The organism is Roseivivax sp., from assembly GCF_054552075.1.
Window position 1 is genome coordinate 22224 of the sequence record NZ_JBTOLZ010000001.1, and the last position, 16772, is coordinate 38995.

Annotated in this window: 16 protein-coding genes; 5 read left to right on the forward strand and 11 right to left on the reverse strand. The window is 69.8% G+C overall.

The window, feature by feature from the left end; genetic code table 11:
- Window positions 1–338 precede the first annotated feature (338 nt).
- The 5 genes from xylA to xylF form a co-directional block, all read right to left on the reverse strand.
- Window positions 339–1631, reverse strand: a complete 1293-nt coding sequence (gene xylA, locus ACX938_RS00100) for a xylose isomerase (protein ID WP_459429500.1) — start codon at window positions 1629–1631, stop codon at window positions 339–341.
- Complete coding sequence (gene xylB / locus ACX938_RS00105) at window positions 1628–3055, reverse strand: xylulokinase (protein ID WP_459429501.1); 1428 nt, start codon at window positions 3053–3055, stop codon at window positions 1628–1630. The genes xylA and xylB overlap by 4 nt, the downstream gene beginning before the upstream one ends.
- Before the next feature lie 23 nt (window positions 3056–3078).
- Complete coding sequence (locus ACX938_RS00110) at window positions 3079–3834, reverse strand: ATP-binding cassette domain-containing protein (protein WP_232752578.1); 756 nt, start codon at window positions 3832–3834, stop codon at window positions 3079–3081.
- Window positions 3831–5132, reverse strand: coding sequence for a sugar ABC transporter permease (locus tag ACX938_RS00115; protein ID WP_232752577.1), 1302 nt, complete (start codon window positions 5130–5132; stop codon window positions 3831–3833). Before ACX938_RS00115 ends, ACX938_RS00110 begins: the two co-directional genes overlap by 4 nt.
- A gap of 130 nt (window positions 5133–5262) precedes the next feature.
- Window positions 5263–6297 carry a D-xylose ABC transporter substrate-binding protein gene (gene xylF, locus ACX938_RS00120; RefSeq protein WP_232752576.1) on the reverse strand — a complete coding sequence of 345 codons (1035 nt, stop codon included), beginning with the start codon at window positions 6295–6297 and terminating at the stop codon, window positions 5263–5265.
- Between the two features lie 312 nt (window positions 6298–6609).
- Here xylF and ACX938_RS00125 point away from each other — a divergent pair, with 312 nt between their 5' ends.
- A complete protein-coding gene (locus ACX938_RS00125; RefSeq protein ID WP_459429502.1) occupies window positions 6610–7779 on the forward strand; it encodes an ROK family protein in 1170 nt (389 codons plus the stop codon).
- Window positions 7776–9278 (forward strand): CRTAC1 family protein, encoded by a 1503-nt coding sequence (locus ACX938_RS00130; protein WP_459429503.1) that lies wholly within the window; start codon window positions 7776–7778, stop codon window positions 9276–9278. The genes ACX938_RS00125 and ACX938_RS00130 overlap by 4 nt, the downstream gene beginning before the upstream one ends.
- Here the strand turns inward: ACX938_RS00130 and ACX938_RS00135 are convergent.
- Together ACX938_RS00135 and ACX938_RS00140 are read right to left on the reverse strand one after the other, a co-directional pair.
- Window positions 9268–10587, reverse strand: coding sequence for a cytochrome-c peroxidase (locus ACX938_RS00135; RefSeq protein ID WP_459429504.1), 1320 nt, complete (start codon window positions 10585–10587; stop codon window positions 9268–9270). The two genes, ACX938_RS00130 and ACX938_RS00135, sit on opposite strands and share 11 nt — an antisense overlap.
- Window positions 10588–10649: 62 nt before the next feature.
- On the reverse strand, window positions 10650–11651 hold the full coding sequence (locus ACX938_RS00140) for a polyprenyl synthetase family protein (RefSeq protein ID WP_459429505.1): 1002 nt from the start codon (window positions 11649–11651) through the stop codon (window positions 10650–10652).
- 51 nt (window positions 11652–11702) lie between these two features.
- Here ACX938_RS00140 and ACX938_RS00145 point away from each other — a divergent pair, with 51 nt between their 5' ends.
- The 3 genes from ACX938_RS00145 (at window position 11703) to ACX938_RS00155 (ending at window position 12980) form a co-directional block, all read left to right on the forward strand.
- Entirely contained in the window at window positions 11703–11918 is a 216-nt protein-coding gene (locus ACX938_RS00145) for a putative signal transducing protein (RefSeq protein WP_232752571.1), read from the forward strand.
- Window positions 11908–12693 carry a tRNA1(Val) (adenine(37)-N6)-methyltransferase gene (locus ACX938_RS00150; protein WP_459429506.1) on the forward strand — a complete coding sequence of 262 codons (786 nt, stop codon included), beginning with the start codon at window positions 11908–11910 and terminating at the stop codon, window positions 12691–12693. The genes ACX938_RS00145 and ACX938_RS00150 overlap by 11 nt, the downstream gene beginning before the upstream one ends.
- Window positions 12694–12803: 110 nt before the next feature.
- Window positions 12804–12980, forward strand: coding sequence for a YdcH family protein (locus ACX938_RS00155; RefSeq protein ID WP_232752569.1), 177 nt, complete (start codon window positions 12804–12806; stop codon window positions 12978–12980).
- A 37-nt stretch (window positions 12981–13017) separates the two neighbouring features.
- On the opposite strand, the gene gcvA is transcribed toward ACX938_RS00155, so the two are convergent.
- From gcvA to phbB, 4 genes are all read right to left on the reverse strand, one after another.
- Window positions 13018–13959 carry a transcriptional regulator GcvA gene (gene gcvA, locus ACX938_RS00160; protein WP_459429507.1) on the reverse strand — a complete coding sequence of 314 codons (942 nt, stop codon included), beginning with the start codon at window positions 13957–13959 and terminating at the stop codon, window positions 13018–13020.
- A gap of 335 nt (window positions 13960–14294) precedes the next feature.
- The gene (locus ACX938_RS00165; protein WP_459429508.1) at window positions 14295–14900 is read right to left on the reverse strand and encodes an alpha/beta hydrolase; all 606 of its coding nucleotides are present in this window, start codon (window positions 14898–14900) and stop codon (window positions 14295–14297) included.
- Entirely contained in the window at window positions 14893–15825 is a 933-nt protein-coding gene (locus ACX938_RS00170) for a VOC family protein (protein ID WP_459429509.1), read from the reverse strand. The genes ACX938_RS00165 and ACX938_RS00170 overlap by 8 nt, the downstream gene beginning before the upstream one ends.
- A gap of 174 nt (window positions 15826–15999) precedes the next feature.
- Entirely contained in the window at window positions 16000–16722 is a 723-nt protein-coding gene (phbB, locus tag ACX938_RS00175) for an acetoacetyl-CoA reductase (RefSeq protein ID WP_232752565.1), read from the reverse strand.
- Between the last annotated feature and the right edge of the window lie 50 nt (window positions 16723–16772).

The window sequence follows — 16772 nt, forward strand, 5'->3', positions numbered from 1 at the left end:
TAGGCACTCCATCCCAAGGAGCGCCGGCCCAAAGGGCCGGTCCGGCGCGCGCCCGGCACCTTCGGTGCTATTCGGGCGCAGGTTGCGCAATGGGGATCAGCCTGGTGCGTCCAATCAGTGAGCGCTCGGGGACGTTCGCTCAACCCACCGCGGCAAACACACCACCCACCTCCCAAGCCAACCCCAAAAGCCCGCCGCCCCCTCACCCCCGGCGCGCCAAACCCCCAGGCTTGACCGGGCCCAAAATACCTCCCGCCGGAGGCACACCCGAGGCCGGGGCCGAACGGCCCCGGACGAGACACCAAGCGCGGGCGGCCCCGCCGCCCGCTCCGCCCTCTTCACAAGAACCGGTTCACCAGGTTCTCCAGCCGCTCCTGCCGGCCCGAGCGGGGCTTGGGGTTGATGTCCTGGGCGAGCACCCGGTCGAAGAGCGTGCCGAGGTCCTGGCCCAGCACGTCGGAGCTGTCGTAGCCCGCGTAGCGGGCGGCGCGGGCCTCCTCCAGGCCGCCGTCCTCCAGCATCGCCCAGGCCGCCTTGAAGCCCGCTGCGCAGACGTCCATGCCGCCCACATGCGCCAGGATCAGGTCCTCGGCATCAAGCGACTGGCGCCGCAGCTTGGCGTCGAAATTGGTACCGCCGCTGGAGAAGCCGCCGGCCTTCAGCACCTCGTAATAGGCCAGCGCCACCTCGGGCACGTTGTTGGGGAACTGGTCGGTGTCCCAGCCCGACTGGTAGTCGTTGCGGTTCATGTCGATGGAGCCGAGGATCCCGAAGGCACCGGCCATGGCCAGCTCGTGCTCGAAGCTGTGCCCGGCGAGGATCGCATGGCCCTGTTCGATGTTCATCTGCACCTCGCCCTCGAGGCCGAACTCCTTGAGGAAGCCGTAGACCGTGCCGACGTCGTAGTCGTATTGGTGCTTCGAGGGCTCCTGCGGCTTGGGCTCGACCAGGATCGCGCCCTCGAAGCCGATCTTCTTCTTGTAGTCGACCACCGTGGCGAGGAACCGCCCGGCCTGGTCGCGCTCGCGCTTCAGATCGGTGTTCAGGAGCGTCTCGTAGCCCTCGCGCCCGCCCCAGAGGACGTAGTTCGCCCCGCCCAGCTTGTGGGTCGCATCCATGCAGGATTTCACCGTGGCGGCGGCATAGGCGTAGACATCGGGGTCGGGGTTGGTCGCGGCACCGGACATCCAGCGGCGATGGCTGAACATGTTGGCGGTGCCCCAGAGCAGCCGAGTGCCGGTCTCTTCCATCTTGGGGCCGAAATAGTCGGTGATCTCCTCGAGGTTGGCGAGGCTCTCGGCGAAATTGGCGCCCTCGGGGCGCACGTCGACGTCGTGGAAGCAGAAGAAAGGCTGGCCCAGGATGCGGAACATCTCGAAGGCGGCATCGGCTTTCATCTTGGCGCGGTCCATGCCCTCGCCGAACCAGGGGCGCTCGAAGGTCGGCCCGCCGAAGGGGTCGCCGCCCTCCCAGGCGAAGGAATGCCAATAGGCGACCGAGAAACGCAGGTGCTCGGCCAGGGTCTTGCCGCCGAGGGTCTCGGCGGGGTCGTAGTGGCGGAAGGCGAAGTCGCTGGTCGCCTCGGGGCCGGCGTAGCGGATCTCGGGAATGTCCTTGAAGAAATCGGTCATGTCAGTCCTTTGAGTGCGGTATAGGCCGCGCGGTAGCGGGCCTGGGCCTCGGAAAAGGCGCCGGTCAGGGGTGACTCGGGGGCGAAGACCCGCTCGGTCTCGGGGGGCGTGGCGATCTCGGGGCCGGCGCCATCGGCCATCATGGCGAGCCGGGCCGCCCCGAAGGCGCCGCCGAAATCACCCGCGACGGGGCGTTCGACCGGTAGGTCGAGCGCGGTTGCCAGGGCGCTCAGCCAGTAGTCCGAACGCGAGCCGCCGCCCACGGCGATCAGCCGCTCGATCCTTGTGCCGGTGGCGGTCAGCGCGTCGAAACAGTCGCGGATCGCGAAGGTGACGCCTTCGAGGACCGCGCGGGTCAGCGCGGCCTGGTCGGCGCCATGGTCGAGATGCAGGAAGGCGCCGCGGATCTCGGCGTCGTTGTGCGGGGTCCGCTCGCCGCCGAGATAAGGCAGGAAGAGCGCCCGGCCGGGCGCCTCGAGCGACCCGAGCGCGCCGGTCAGCGTCGCGGCCTCGGTGCCCGCGGAGCGCGCATACCAGTTGAGCGCATCGGTCGCTGCCAGGATCACCCCCATCTGGTGCCAGGTGTCCGGTAGGGCGTGGCAGAAGCTGTGCACCGCGGTTTCAGGCGCGGGCTGATAGGCGTCGGCGGCGGCAAACAGCACCCCCGAGGTGCCGAGCGAGACGAAGGCCTCGCCGGCGCGGACCACCCCGCAGCCGATCGCCGAGGCGGCGTTGTCGCCGCCGCCACCCGCGACCACCACGCCTTCGGGCAGGCCCCAGCGCTGGGCCAGTTCCGGGCGCAGGGTGCCCGAGGGCTCGGAGCCCTCCACCAGCCGGGGCATGAGATCGCGCGAGAGGTCGGTCGCGGCCAGGAGCGGCTCGGACCAGTCCCGCGCGCCGGTGTCGAGCCAGGAGGTGCCGGCGGCATCCGACATCTCGGCCACCGCCTCGCCGGTCAACCAGAGCCGCAGGTAGTCCTTGGGCAGGAGCACCCGGCGGCAGGCGGCGAAGACCTGTGGTTCATGCGTCTTGACCCAGGCGAGCTTGGGCGCTGTGAAGCCGGGGAAGACGATATTGCCGGTGATCGCGCGGAAGCGCGGGTCGGCGTCGAGCGCGGCGGCCTCGGCGGCGGCGCGGGTGTCGTTCCAGAGGATCGCCGGGCGCAGCGGCCGGTCGTCGGCGCCCAGAAGCGTGGCGCCATGCATCTGGCCCGAAAGCCCGATGGCGCGCACGGCAGAGAGGTCCCCCAGCCCGGCGATGGCCGCGGAGGCCGCGGCGCACCAGTCCTCGGGGGCCTGTTCGGACCACCCGGGGTGGGGCCGCGCCACCTTAAGCGGCGCGGTCTTCTCGGCGCGGATCTCCTGCGCCGCGTCGATCAGCACCGCCTTGACGCCGGAGGTGCCGAGGTCGAGCCCGATATACATGGCGCTCTCTCCGTTCGGGGGCCTTAGGCCACCGCCTTGTCGCGGGGGTTCTTGCCCAGGATGATCATCGACAGGATGTCGTCCTCGGTGACGTCCTCGACCCTCTCGGTGCCGACCAGCTGGCCGTTCTTCATCACCGAGACCCGGTCGCAGAGGTCGAGCATCTCGCGGGTGTCGTGGCTGATCAGGAAGATGCCGAGGCCCTGGGCCTTCAGCTCCTTGATCAGATCCGCGACCATCTGCGTCTCATGCACGCCGAGCGCCGCTGTGGGCTCGTCCATGATCAGGATCTTGGCGTTGAAATAGACCGCCCGCGCGATGGCCACCGACTGCCGCTGACCGCCCGAGAGCGCCGAGACCGGCTCGGTGATCTTTTTGAAGTTGGGGTTCAGCCGCGCCATGATCTTGCGGGTCTCGGCCTCCATCTTGGCGTCGTCGACCAGCCCCAGCGCGTTCACCAGCTCGCGCCCCAGGAAGAGGTTCGAGGCGGCGTCGAGATTGTCCGCCAGCGCCAGCGTCTGGTAGATCGTCTCGATGTTGTGGCGCCGGGCGTCGCGGGTCGAGTTGATCTCGACCTTCTCGCCGTTGATGCGGATCTCGCCGGAATCCATCCGGTAGGCGCCCGAGAGGATCTTGATCAGCGTCGACTTGCCGGCGCCGTTGTGACCCAGTAGGCCGACGACCTCGCCGGGCATCAGGTCGATGGACACGTCGTCCACCGCCTGGATGCCGCCGAAGGCGATCGAGATGTTCTTCAGTTCGACCAGGGGAGTCGTCATTTTCCCTCTCCCGTCCATTTGCGGTACTGGATGTCGATCCACACGGCGAGCACGAGGACGCCGCCGACCACGATGTTCTGGAAGGGCGCGTCGACGCCCATCATCGCCATGCCGGACTGCAGCGACTGCATGATCAGCGCGCCGAGGATGGCGCCGTAGATCGTGCCGATGCCGCCCGACAGCGCCGTGCCGCCGATCACCGCCGCGGCGATGACGCGCAGCTCGTCGAGCGTGCCGATGTCGTTGGTGTGGTTGGCCAGTCGGGCCGAGGCGACCACCGCCGAGATCGCGCAGAGCGCGCCGAGGATGGCGAAGACCTTGACCGTCAGGAAGCGGATGTTGATGCCCGAGAGCTCCGCCGCGTCGGGGTTGCCGCCGGCGGCGAAGATGTAGCGCCCGAGCCGGGTGCGAGTGGCGATCACGGTCATGACCACCGCCACGGCGATCAGCACCAGGACCGAGAAGGGCAGCCCGTAGGAGGCGGTGTAGCCTTCCGGCAGGACCCGGCCCGCGGCCTCGAAGTCACGCTCCAGCACCCGCTGGGGGATCTCGTAGGAGGTCAGGATCCAGACGAAGCCCAGGATGCCGATGGCGATGAGGCCGGCGACCACGCCCTCGGCCCAGAGCGGCTTGACGTGGAAGCCATGGGCGACCTTGTTGCGCCGCGCCGACATCAGTGCGAGCAGCGCCGCGGCCACGGCGATCAGGCCGACGACCCAGCTCCAGGTGGTGCCGAGCGTGCCCTGGATGCCGCCGAAGGCGACATAGGTCTCGTCGAGCGGCCCGATGGTCTGGCCGTTGGTCAGATACCAGGCGACGTTGCGCCAGACCAGAAGCCCGCCCAGCGTCACGATGAAGGCTGGGATGCCCTGATAGCCCGCGAGGTAGCCCTGGAAGGCGCCGATCAGCGTGCCGACCACGAGCCCCGCGCCGATGGCGATCCAGGGCAGCGCCGGGTGGCCCAGCTCGAAGCCCAGCCCCAGAAGCCAATCGGTCTGCATCATCGCCATGACCGCCGAACAGGTGGCCAGAAGCGCGCCGACCGAGAGGTCGATGTGCCGGGTGACGATGATGAAGACCATGCCCGTGGCCATGATCGCCACCGAGACCGTCTGGATCGTCAGGTTGAAGATGTTGCGCGGCGTCAGGAAGCGGCCGCCGGTGAGCATGTTGAAGATGAGCGCGATGAGGATGAAGGCCCCGATCATGCCCAGCAGGCGCGGGTCGATCTCGAGGCTTTTCCAGATAGATCGGCGCTTCGGCGCGCCAGGGGACGCGGCTTGGGTCGTATCGGTCATGGGATTGGCTCGTTTGTGCTCGGACCGGGCGCGACGTCAGGCGGGTCCCGGCACGGGATGAATGGCGCGGTGCGTGGCGTGGCGCCCCCGCGGAACCGCCGTCCGCGGGGGGCCTTTTCTCAGGCTTGGATCAGTTGCAGGGGGCGGGACCGCCCTCGACGCCCTGGCAGAGCTTCTCCTGGTCGATCCAGCCGGCCTCGACCACCACGGTCAGGTTGTCGGCGGTCACCGGCACCGGCTCGAGGAACTCGGCCCAGAGCGTGGTGCCCGCGGGCGAGGTCCATTCCTCGGCGCCCTCGATCGCCGACATCTCGGTGCCGCCGGCCAGTTCGAGCGCGATTTCACCGGCGCGCTGGCCGAGGTCGCGGGCGTCCTTCCAGACCGAGACGGTCTGCGTGCCCTGGGCGATGCGGTTCAGCGCCGCGTGGTCGCCGTCCTGGCCCGAGACCGGGATGCCTTCCATGCCCTGGGCGGTCAGCGCCGCCACGGCGCCGCCGGCGGTGCCGTCGTTGGAGGCCACGACCGCGTCGACGTTGTTGTCCTGCGCGGTCAGGATCTGCTCCATGTTGCGCTGGGCGTTGGCCGGAAGCCACTGGTCGGTATAGGCCTCGTCGACGATGGTGATGTCACCGGCGTCGATCGCCTCCTGCAGGACCTCCTGCTGGCCGCCGCGCAGGAAGTCGGCGTTGGGGTCGGTCGGCGAGCCCTTGATCATCACGTAGTTGCCGGTGGGCTGCGCCTCGAGCACGGCGCGGGCCTGCATGCGGCCGACCTCGACGTTGTCGAAGGTCAGGTAGAAGGCGCGGTCGTCCTCGATCAGGCGGTCGTAGCCGACCACCGGGATGCCCTCGGCGAAGGCCGCGTCGATGGCGGGGCCGATGGCCTGGGCGTCCTGGGCCAGGATGATCAGCGCGTCGACGCCCTGGGCGATCAGGCTTTCCACGTCGGAGAGCTGCTTGGCCGAGGAGGACTGCGCGTCCGCCGAGACGTAGTCGGCGCCTGCCGCATCGAGCGCCGATTTGATCGCCGCCTCGTCGGTCTTCCACCGCTCTTCCTGGAAGTTCGACCAGCTCACCCCGACGGTGAGCGATTCGTGGCTCGCGGCAAGCGCCGCGGAGCTGAAGCCGACCGTCGCGACGACGGCGGCGAGAATTGCCTTATGCATATGTTCCTCCCTTGAATCCCGTCAGCCGCAAAGGACGGACGGCGAGTCTTGTGACCCTGGTCCGGGACGATGCGGATATTTTCTTCACCTGTCAAAATAAAATTGACAGAAGAGGGCAGAAAGTGCCGGAATGCAGCCCTGGGAGGGCCAGCATTCCGCTGGCGAGAGGTCATTATGTCCAGCGACCACGCGGGTTATATTCGCGATGTGAAGAAAATAGAGGCGCTGGGCGCGTCGCCCGATCCGTCCGATTCGGGAGGCGCGGGGGGCTGCGGTCCGCTTCTCGGACATGACCATGCCGAGGCGAAACCGTTGCGGCAACAGGTATTCGAGCATGTCCGTGCCGAGGGCCGCGCGACCCGCGCCGACATCGCCCGGGCGGTCGGGATCAGCGCCGGCTCGGTCACCCAGATCAGCGCCGACCTGATCCAGCGCGGCCTTCTCGAGGAGGTCGAGGAGACCGACCGCGCGCCGGTCCGGGGCCGCCCGCCGATCGCGCTCCGGGTGGTGGGCGGCGCCGGCCGCGTGGTCGGCGTGAAGCTCTCGGACCAGGTGCATTCGGCGGTGATCACCGATTTCGCCGGGCGCCACTGCGGGGCGGCCACCGAGCCGGGCACCACCGGGCGGCTCTCGACCGAGGCGCGGCTGGCCGAGCTCGAGCGCATCATACGCGACGCGCGCGCCGCGGCGGGCGATCCCGCCGATCCGGTCGCCGCCGTCGCCGTGGGCCTGCCGGGGCTGATCGACCACGACCGCGGGCAGGTCACCTGGTCGCCGCTCTTCCGCGACACCGACATCGAGCTGAAGGCCACGCTCGAGGCGCGGCTCGGGGTGCCGGTGCATCTCGACAACGACGTGAACATGCTGAGCCTCGCCGAGCTCTGGTTCGGCGCCGGGCGCGGCAAGAAGGACTTCGCCGTGGTCACCATCGAGCAGGGCGTCGGCATGGGCATGGTGCTGGGCAACCAGCCCTTCCGCGGCGCGCGCGGCATGGGGCTGGAGCTGGGCCACACCAAGGTGCAGCTCGACGGGGCGCTCTGCCGCTGCGGCAAGCGCGGCTGCCTCGAGGCCTATGTGGCCGATTACGCGCTGGCCCGCGAGGCCGCGATCGCGCTCGATCACGGGCCGCATGCGGCCAAGGCCCCGCAGGCGATCATCGAGGAGCTGTTCCAGGAGGCCCGCGCCGGCAACCGCGCCGCGCGGACGATCTTCCAGCGCGCCGGGCGCTACCTGTCGCTGGGGCTGTCGAACGTGGTGCAGCTCTTCGATCCCGAGCTGATCATCCTGTCGGGCGCGCGGATGCGCTACGACTACCTCTACGCCGACGAGGTGCTCTCCGAGGTGGCGGCGCTGTCGCTGAACGAGGGCCGCAGCCCCGCGCGGATCGAGATCCACGCCTGGGGCGACCTGGTCTGGGCGCGGGGCGCCTCGGCGCTGGCGCTCTCGGCCGAAACGGACCGGCTTTTGGGAGGTGCGGGATGAGGCATCTTGCGACATGCGCGGCTTTGGCGGGGCTCGTGGCGCTGCCCTTGGCGGGGCAGACTGTCGCGGGCGAGGGCGCGCCGCGCTTCGAGCCGGTGGCGGGGCCGCTTGCCGATCACGTCTATTCCGGCGGCTGGGAGCATTTCGTCGGTGGCGGCGTGGCGGTCCTCGACTGCGACGGCGACGCGCTGCCCGAGCTGTTCGCCGCCGGGGGCGCGGCGCCCGCGGCGCTCTTCCTCAATCGTGGCGGCATGGAGTTTGTGCCCGGGGTGCTGCCTGACCTGAAAGGCGTGACCGGGGCCTACCCGCTGCATCTCGACCGGGACGGGGCGCTCGACCTCTACGTCATGCGCGTCGGCCCGGACCTCGCGCTTCTGGGTGACGGCGCCTGCGGTTTCCGCGACGGGACCGAAGAGATCGGCCTGCCCACAAGCGACCAATGGTCGACCGCCTTCACCGCCTGGTGGGAGCCCGGCGACGACCGCCCGACGCTGGCGGTGGGCCATTACGTCGACCGCAGCGACCCCGAGGGGCCTTTCGAGGCCTGCGACAGCAATACCATCCTGCGCCCGGGCCCGGGCGGCTACAGCGCCGAGGTGCTGTCCCCCGGCTTCTGCCCGCTCTCCATGCTGGCGGCCCAGGACTGGCGCGGGGGGCCGACGCTGCGGATCTCCAACGACCGGCATTATTACGTCCGGGGCGGGGCCGAGCAGATGTGGGACATCGCCGAGCGCCGCTTCCTGACCGAGGCGGACGGATGGGACGGGCCGATGCTCTGGGGCATGGGCATCGCCGCGCGCGACCTGACCGGCGACGGCCGCGACGAAGTCATGCTGACCTCCATGGGCGACCAGCTCCTGCAGATCGCCGGCCCCGAGGGCTACAGCGCCGCGCCCTACGGGATCGGCACCTATGCCACCCGGCCCTTCACCGGCGGCGACGGGCGGCCCTCGACCGGCTGGCACGCGGAGTTCGGCGACGTCGACAACGACGGGCGGGACGACCTCTTCATCGCCAAGGGCAATGTCGACCAGATGCCCGGCATGGCGATGCAGGACCCCAACAACCTTCTGATGCAGGGCGCTGACGGCAGCTTCTCCGAGGCCGCCGAGGCGGCGGGCGTCGCGGGGCTGGAGCGGTCGCGCGGGGCGGCGCTGGCGGATCTCGACGGCGACGGGCGGCGCGACCTCGTGGTGGTGAACCGCCGCGCGGGCATGGAGCTATACCGCAACGTGACCCCGGAGACCGGCAACTGGCTGACGCTCGCGCTCGACCAGCGGGGCGCCAACCCCCGCGCGGTGGGCGCGCGGATCCGCGTCGCGGGCCGCGAGCAGGAGGTCACAATTGGCGGCGGTCACGCGGGCGGCAGCGCCCTGCCGCTGCACTGGGGGCTCGGAGAAGCCAGGGAGGCCGAGGTCAGCGTCACCTGGCCGGACGGCACGGTCTTCCCGCCGGTGACGCTCAAGGCCAACCAAGCCCACCGGCTGATCAGGGAGTAGGCACCGGCAGGCCGCTCGGCACCGTCTTCGGCACGCCGAGCCGCCCTTCTAGCGCGACGGGATCGGTCAGCGTCTCGAGGAAGGCGAGGATCGCTTCGACTTCCGGCTCCGTCAGCCCCGGCGCCTCGACGCGCGCCGCCGCGGCTATGGCGGCGATTTCCCGGGCATCCTCGCGCACCGCCCAGTCCGGGCCTTCGAAGACCGGCAGCACCACCTGCGGCTCGTAGCCCTCAAGCCCCGCGCGCGGGGCGGCGTGGTGGCGCAGATAGGCCCCGAGGTCGCGATAGGCGCCCGCATGGCCGTAGGGCGCGGTGGTGGTGACATTGCGCAGCGAAGGCGTGCGGAAGGCGTAGGCGTCGGCGGGATCGCCGGTGACCCGCATCCGCCCCTCGTCGCGGAAATGGCTCTCGAAAGCGGCGGCCTTGCCGGGGCCGAGCTGCATATCGCCCATGGCGTGGAAGCCATGGTCGGTCTGGAACTTGCCGGAGTGGCATTCCGCGCAGCCGGCCTCTCCGTAGAACAGCGCCATGCCGGCCCGCGCGGGCTCGGGCAGGGGGGCCTGGCCCCTCAGGTGGGCGTCGAAGGGACTGTCGTCGGAGCGCCATTCCAGCTCGATGAAGGCGGCGATGGCATCCGAGATGGCGGTGAAGGTGATCTCGTCGGGGCTGCTGATCGCGGGGTCGAGCGCGGCGAAGGCCCGGGCATATTCCTCAACGCCCGCCACGCGCCGGGCGATGATGTCCCAGGCGCCGCCGGGGCCGGTCAGCCGCCCCTGGCGCACGGCCTTGGAGACCTCGTTCTCGCCGTAGTGGCCGGCCATCTCGTCGGCGGAAAGCACCGGGAACATGGTCTGCGCCGAGAGGAGCGAGGCGAAATCGCCCACCATGTCCTCGCCCAGGGGCGTGCGGATCGAGCCGTCCTCGCGGACCTCGACGCGGCCGTCGTGGAACATCACCCGGAACTCATGCGCGCCGAGGTTCCAGAGCGCCTGAGCGTAGCGCGGCACCCGCGCTTCGGGCGGGTTCTCGGGGTCGGTGACGCGCTTCGGACCGAGGCCCGTGCCGCCGTCGCCAAGGCCCAGCGAGAGCCCGTCCGAGGTGCCGAAAGCGGGGTGGTGGCAGGTGGCGCAGGCGACCGAGCGGTTGCCCGACAGGATCGGGTCGTAGAAGAGCTGCTGGCCCAGCCGCGCCTCGGCCTCGGAGACCGCGCGGTAGTCGGCCTCGGTCACCGGGTCGGGCAGATCCGCCGCGACGGCCGCCATGGGCAGGGCGGCGGCCAGGAGGCTCAGGTGGGCAGGGGTCTTGCGCATGGGGTCACGGGGCTCCGGTCACGGGCCGCGATGGTGGCAAGCCCGCGCCCCCGGCGCAAGCGTCAGCTGATCCGCGCGACCACGTAGTCGGCCAGATCGCGCAGCATGTCGCGGAAGTCGCTCTCTGGCAGCTCGGCCATGGCGGTCTTCGCGGTCTCCGCCCAGGCCAGCGCGTCGGCGCGGGTCGCCGCGAGCGCGCCGTGCCGGTCGAGCAGCGCCAGCGCATGGTCGAGGTCGCCCTCCTCCTGGCGGCCCTTCTCGATCACCCGGACCCAGAAGGCGCGTTCCTCGGCATCGGCGGCGGCGACGGCCTTGATCACCGGCAGGGTCAGCTTGCGCTCGCGGAAGTCGTCGCCGACGTTCTTGCCGGTCGCCTTGGCGTCGCCCTGGTAGTCCAGGAGGTCGTCGACGATCTGGAAGGCGATCCCCAGCGCGTCGCCATAGGCGAAAAGCGCCTGCACCTGGCGTTCCTCGACCCCGGCGATCACCCCGCCGACCTCGGTCGCCGCCGAGAACAGCGCGGCGGTCTTGCCGCGCACCACCTTCAGGTAGATCTCCTCGGTGGTCTTCAGGTCCTGCGCGGCGGAGAGCTGCAGCACCTCGCCCTCGGCGATGGTGGCGGCGGCATTGGCCAGGATGTCGAGCACCCGCAGGTTGCCGGTCTCGACCATGAGCTGGAAGGAGCGCGCAAAAAGGTAGTCGCCGACCAGCACGCTCGACTTGTTGTCCCACAAAAGGTTCGCCGTGGGCCGCCCGCGGCGCTGGGCGCTTTCGTCCACCACGTCGTCATGCAGGAGCGTCGCGGTGTGGATGAACTCCACCGTCGCCGCGAGATGCAGGTGATAGGGGCCGGGGTAGCCGCACATCTTCGCCGCCGCGAGCGTCAGCATCGGGCGCAGCCGCTTGCCGCCGGCCTCGACCAGATGCGCCGTGACCTCGGGAATGCGCGGCGCATGCTCGGAGGCCATGCGATCGCGGATCAGCGCATTGACCGCGCCCATCTCTTCAGAGAGCGCCTCGGCGAGGCGGTCGTGCGGTTTCTGCTGTGGGTGGTCCAGGCTCATGCGGACTCCTGACTCTCGACAGTCGAAATAGGAGAGGTTTAGATCGCGCCCATGGAAGAACTGTTGCGTACCACTGACATCACGCTCATCCCCTTGGCGCGGGCCATACTCGAGGACGAGGGTATAGAGAGCTTCGAGTTGGACGTAAATATGAGCGTCCTCGAAGGCTCCATCGGGATCCTGCCGCGCCGGCTGATGGTGCGCACGGCCGACCTCGGCCGGGCGCGCACCGCGCTCTGGGAGCAGGGGGTCGCGCTTGACGGCTGAGGCCCCGGTCTTTCCCGAGGAGGCGTTGACCCGCGACGCCTACCTGGGCGGGCGGGTGACGCTTCTGCAGCCGCGCGCGGGCTATCGCGCGGGCGTCGATCCGGTGCTTTTGGCCGCCGCGGTGCCGGCGCGTCCGGGCGAGCGGGTGCTCGAGCTGGGCTGTGGGGCGGGGGCTGCGCTCTTCTGTCTCGGGCGTAGGGTCGGCGGGCTGGCCCTGAACGGCGTTGAGCGGCAGGCCGATTACGCCGAGCTCGCCTGGCGCAACGCCGAGGAAAACGGCCTTGGCGCGCGCATCGTGACCGCCGATCTGACCGCGCTGCCGCCCGAGATCCGCGGCGAGAGCTTCGACCACGTGCTGGCCAATCCGCCCTATTTCGACCCCGAGGGCCGGACCCGGGCGCGCGACCCGGGCCGCGAGGCGGCGCTGGCCGAGGAGACACCGCTGGCGGCCTGGATCAGCACCGGCGCGCGGCGGCTGGCCCCGGGCGGGCGCTTCACCATGATCCACCGCGCCGAGCGGCTGCCCGAGCTTCTGGCGGCGGCGGCAGAGCACCTGGGCAGCCTCGAGCTGCAGCCCCTGGCGCCCCGGGCGGGGCGCTCCGCCCGGCTGGTGATCCTGCGCGGGCGCAAGGGCGGGCGCGCGGCCTTCCGCATGCATGCCCCGATCGTTCTGCACGCGGGCCCCCGCCACGAGGCCGACGGCGAGGACTACGCGCCCGCCATCCGCGCCGTCCTGCGCGAGGGTGCGGCGCTCGACTTCGGGGTGGGCGCCTAAGAAAGTTACAATCGGCGCAATTTTGCTTTCCTGATTTTGCGCCTGCAGCGTGACTTATTACCTCTTCTGTGCTGAACTTTCAGTTCCCACACGCATTGAAGGAGGTCCACATGAGCCTGAGTTCGCATCTGTCCGAGCTGAAGAAGAAGCATGCGATGCTGTCCAGCAAGGTCGAAGAGGCCCAGAAGTCCCCAAGTGCGGACGGTCTGCGTGTGTCCGAGCTCAAGAAGCAGAAGCTGCGACTCAAGGAGGAGATTTCGCGCCTGTCCGCAGGCACGATGCACTGATGCCAGGCATCCGGCACCGGCCTTCGCGCCGGTGCCGTCAGTCGCGCGTGTCGTGAATCTCGAACTCACGTAGCGCGGCCTCGACTTTCCGGACCTCGTCTTCGATCCAGGTCCGGAAAGCGGCTATCTGCGGGCGCGACTCGGCGCCCTTCCGACAGAGAAACCGAAAGATCGCGCCGGGGTCGAGCGCGGTGGCGAAGGGCGCGACCAGCTGGCCCGCGCGCAGCTCCTGCGCGGCGATGCCGGTGCGGCCCAGGATCACCCCTTGCCCCGTCAGAGCCATGTCGACCGCGTGGTCGGCCTGGTCGAAGCGCGCGACCGGCGTCGGGTCGGCCTCGATGCCCGCCGCCGCGAACCAGCGGTGCCAGCTCGCGCGGTCGCCGAGGAAGGCGATGCTGTCATCGAAGATCAGGGGCGCCTCCAGAAGGCTCTCGGGCGTCGGGAAACGCGCGGCCAGCGCCGGGCCCATCATCGGGGTCAGAAGGTCGCGCAGAAGCGGCGCCTCGAAAAGCGCGGGATCGGGCTTGCCCGGCTGGCCGAAGCGGATCGCCACGTCGACCTCGTCGCGGTCGAAGGAGAGCGGGCGCAGGGTCGCGGAGAAGCGCATCTCGATCTCGGGGTGGGCTTGGGCAAAGTCGAACATGCGCGGCGCCAGCCATTTCGCGGTGAAGGCGGGGCCGGCGGTGACCGTCAGCGTGCGCGCATCGCCCAGCCGCCGGGTCTCTTGCCAGGCGCCCTGCAGGGTCTCGAAGCCGCGCGCCGCGCCGGGGGCGAGGGTGCGCCCGGCTTCGGTCAGCTCCACCGCGCGGTTGAGCCGTCGGAAAAGCGGGCGGCCCAGGTGTTCCTCCAGCGACTTGATCTGAAAGGACAAAGCCGCGGGTGTGACGTTCAGCTCCTCCGCCGCCTTGGCGAAGGACAGATGCCGCGCTGCGGCGTCGAAGGCGCGCAGGGCGGTCAGGGGCGGAAGGCGGTCGGGCATGTCACTCAAGATATTCTTAACTGATGGGCTAAAACCTCTCGTTTGTCGGCGCTCATGGCAAGGTCCATATGAGAGGAGGTCAAGAATTTTTCGATGCAAAAGGAGCAAGCCATGTTGGAATCGCCCATCGACAGACGACATCGCGCCGCGATCCGGCGTGCCCATGACGCCCGGGGCGCCGCGGTTGCGGCGCTCTGGTCCGCGCTGTTTGCGCGCCGCTAGGGGCCGCAGGCGGCAGGCCCGCCCGACGACCCGCGCGCAGATGCGAAACGCCCCCGAAGCGACGGCTGAGCGCCGCGCCTCCGGGGGCGTTTTTTATTCCGCGCGCGGGCCGCTCAGTCGGCCAGGAAGGCGCTCAGCGCCGTGACCTCGCTTTGGGCGATCTCGTGCCCGCCCGGGTGCCAATGCGTCTCGACCGGGGTTCCTTGCGCGGCCAGGTAGCTTGGCAACGCCTCGGTCAGATCCGGCGGGCAGATCGGGTCGCGCCGTCCGGCGGTGATCAGCACGCGAAGCGCGGCCAGCCGCGGTTCCGGCGCGGGCTCCCAGGGGATCAGCGGATGCAGGAGCGCCAGGTCGGTGAAGAGCTCTGGTATCTCGAAGGCCACCGCCGCGGCGATATTGGCGCCGTTGGAATAACCCAGGCCAATCACCCGCGAGGCGCCGACCCGCGCTTTCTGGGCGGCGAGGAACTCGCCCATCACCGCGCGGCGCCGGGCCAGGTCCTCCATGTCGTAGCGCCCTTCGCCCCGGCGGCGGAAATAGCGCAGCGCGCCCATCTCCGAGACATCGCCTCGCGGCGAGATCACATGCGCCCCGGGCACCAGGTCCGAGGCGATGCGGTGGAACTGCGCCTCGCTGCCGCCGGTGCCGTGGAAGGTGAAGACCAGGGGGCGCCCGGGGGCGCCCTCGGTCTCGGCATAGTGGTAGGCGGAATCAGTCACGGATCGGCTCCAGGTAGCGCGCCTCGAGGATCTCGCGCAGGTGTTCGTGCTGGCTCGGCAGCTTCAGCGCCTGGCCGAGATGCGCGCTGTCCTCGTCGCGGTCGAAGCCCGGCTCGTTGGTGGCCACCTCGAAGAGCACTCCGCCCGGGGTGCGGAAGTAGATCGCCCAGAAGTAGTCGCGGTCGATCACCGGGGTGACCTGGTAGCCGGTGTCCATCAGCGCCTTGCGCACCGAAAGCTGCGCCGCGCGGTCCTCCACGGCGAAGGCCACGTGGTGCACCGAGCCCGCGCCCTGGTCGGCCATGGGGGCGTTCACCCGGGTCAGGTCGATGACATTGGCCGCATTGCCGCCGGGCACGTGAAAGCGCGTCACCTCGCCCTGGGTGTCGGCCTCCTCGTAGCCCATGAAGCGCAAGAGCTCGGCCGTGGCGCCGGGGTCGGCCAGCCGCATGTCGGTGGAGTGGAAGCCGCGGATCGCGGCCTCCTCGGGCACGCCGCCGCCGGTCCAGGGGGCACGGGGGTCCTCCTCGGTTTCGGTCAGGGCGAAGCCGTCGCCGTCGGGGCCGGAAAACCGCAGCCGCGCCGCGCCGAAGCGGCTGTCGCGGGTGAGATTCGCGGTCCCGGCCTCGGTCAGGCGGCTCTCCCAATAGGGCAGGGCGCCCTTCGGCACCGAGAAGACGGTGGTCCCGACCTCGCCGGTGCCGGCCTTGCCGCGCCGCGCGCCCTGGAAGGGGAAATAGGTCATCACCGTGCCCGGCGTGCCTTCGGCGTCGCCGTAATAGAGGTGGTAGACCTCGGGTGCGTCGAAATTCACCGTCTTCTTGACCCGGCGCAGCCCGAGGGTGCGGGTGAAGAAGTCATTGTTGGTCTGGGCATCGGACGCCAGCGAGGTGACGTGGTGCAGCCCGTTGATTTCCTTGATCATGCTGGGTCTCCATCTGGTCTTGGGGCAGATATAGCGCTGTGCATGAGGGCGGATAACCGGCGGGCGCTCACCATGATGGTGCGCGGGTGAACAGAACTTGCCCTGCGTTTCGCGCCAAGGAAAAAGGGCGCGCCCGGCGGACGCGCCCTCTCAAGCCGGACAAGGCGCCGGGGATCAGACGAAGAACTGCCCGCCGTTGGCCGAGATCGTCGAGCCGTTGATGAACTGCGAATCCTCGGAGGCCAGGAAGGTCACGCAGCGCGCGATTTCCTCGGGCTCGCCGAGGCGGCCGGTCGGGATCTGGCCGATGATCGCGTCGCGCACCTTCTCGGGCACCGCCATGACCATTTCGGTCGCGATGTAGCCCGGGCAGATCGCATTGGCGGTGATGCCCTTGCCCGCGCCTTCCTGGGCGAGGCTTTTCACGATGCCGAGGTCGCCGGCCTTGGTCGCGGCGTAGTTCACCTGGGCGAACTGGCCTTTCTGACCGTTGATCGAGGAGATCACGATGATCCGCCCGAAGCCGCGCTCGCGCATGCCCGGCCAGATCGGGTGCACGGTGTTGAAGACGCCGGTCAGGTTGGTGTCGATCACCTGGTGCCACTGCTCGGGCGTCATCTTGTGGAAGGGCGCGTCCCGGGTGATGCCGGCATTGGCGACGACGACCTCGATCGGGCCGAGGTCGGCCTCGACCTGGGCCAGCCCGGCCTTGGAACTGTCGTAATCGGCCACGTCCCACTTGTAGGTCTTGATGCCGGTCTCATCGGTGAAGGCCTTGGCCTTCTCGTCGTTGCCGGCATAGGTCGCGGCCACGGAATAGCCCTCGGCCTTGAGCGCCTTGGAAATGGCGGCCCCGATCCCCCGGCTGCCGCCAGTCACAACTGCTACACGTCCCATGAAATCCTCCTTTTATCGCGTGTGCTTATCTTGTTGTTGCGCGGAACCTC

Bases quoted from the DNA above. Each gene is read 5' to 3' on its own strand.
- xylA (WP_459429500.1), bottom strand. From the start codon at position 1,631: ATGACCGATTTCTTCAAGGACATTCCCGAGATCCGCTACGCCGGCCCC.
- xylB (WP_459429501.1), bottom strand. From the start codon at position 3,055: ATGTATATCGGGCTCGACCTCGGCACCTCCGGCGTCAAGGCGGTGCTG.
- ACX938_RS00155 (WP_232752569.1), top strand. From the start codon at position 12,804: ATGAGCCTGAGTTCGCATCTGTCCGAGCTGAAGAAGAAGCATGCGATG.
- ACX938_RS00170 (WP_459429509.1), bottom strand. From the start codon at position 15,825: ATGATCAAGGAAATCAACGGGCTGCACCACGTCACCTCGCTGGCGTCC.
- gcvA (WP_459429507.1), bottom strand. From the start codon at position 13,959: ATGCCCGACCGCCTTCCGCCCCTGACCGCCCTGCGCGCCTTCGACGCC.
- ACX938_RS00135 (WP_459429504.1), bottom strand. From the start codon at position 10,587: ATGCGCAAGACCCCTGCCCACCTGAGCCTCCTGGCCGCCGCCCTGCCC.
- ACX938_RS00130 (WP_459429503.1), top strand. From the start codon at position 7,776: ATGAGGCATCTTGCGACATGCGCGGCTTTGGCGGGGCTCGTGGCGCTG.
- ACX938_RS00110 (WP_232752578.1), bottom strand. From the start codon at position 3,834: ATGACGACTCCCCTGGTCGAACTGAAGAACATCTCGATCGCCTTCGGC.
- ACX938_RS00145 (WP_232752571.1), top strand. From the start codon at position 11,703: ATGGAAGAACTGTTGCGTACCACTGACATCACGCTCATCCCCTTGGCG.
- ACX938_RS00140 (WP_459429505.1), bottom strand. From the start codon at position 11,651: ATGAGCCTGGACCACCCACAGCAGAAACCGCACGACCGCCTCGCCGAG.
- phbB (WP_232752565.1), bottom strand. From the start codon at position 16,722: ATGGGACGTGTAGCAGTTGTGACTGGCGGCAGCCGGGGGATCGGGGCC.
- xylF (WP_232752576.1), bottom strand. From the start codon at position 6,297: ATGCATAAGGCAATTCTCGCCGCCGTCGTCGCGACGGTCGGCTTCAGC.
- ACX938_RS00115 (WP_232752577.1), bottom strand. From the start codon at position 5,132: ATGACCGATACGACCCAAGCCGCGTCCCCTGGCGCGCCGAAGCGCCGA.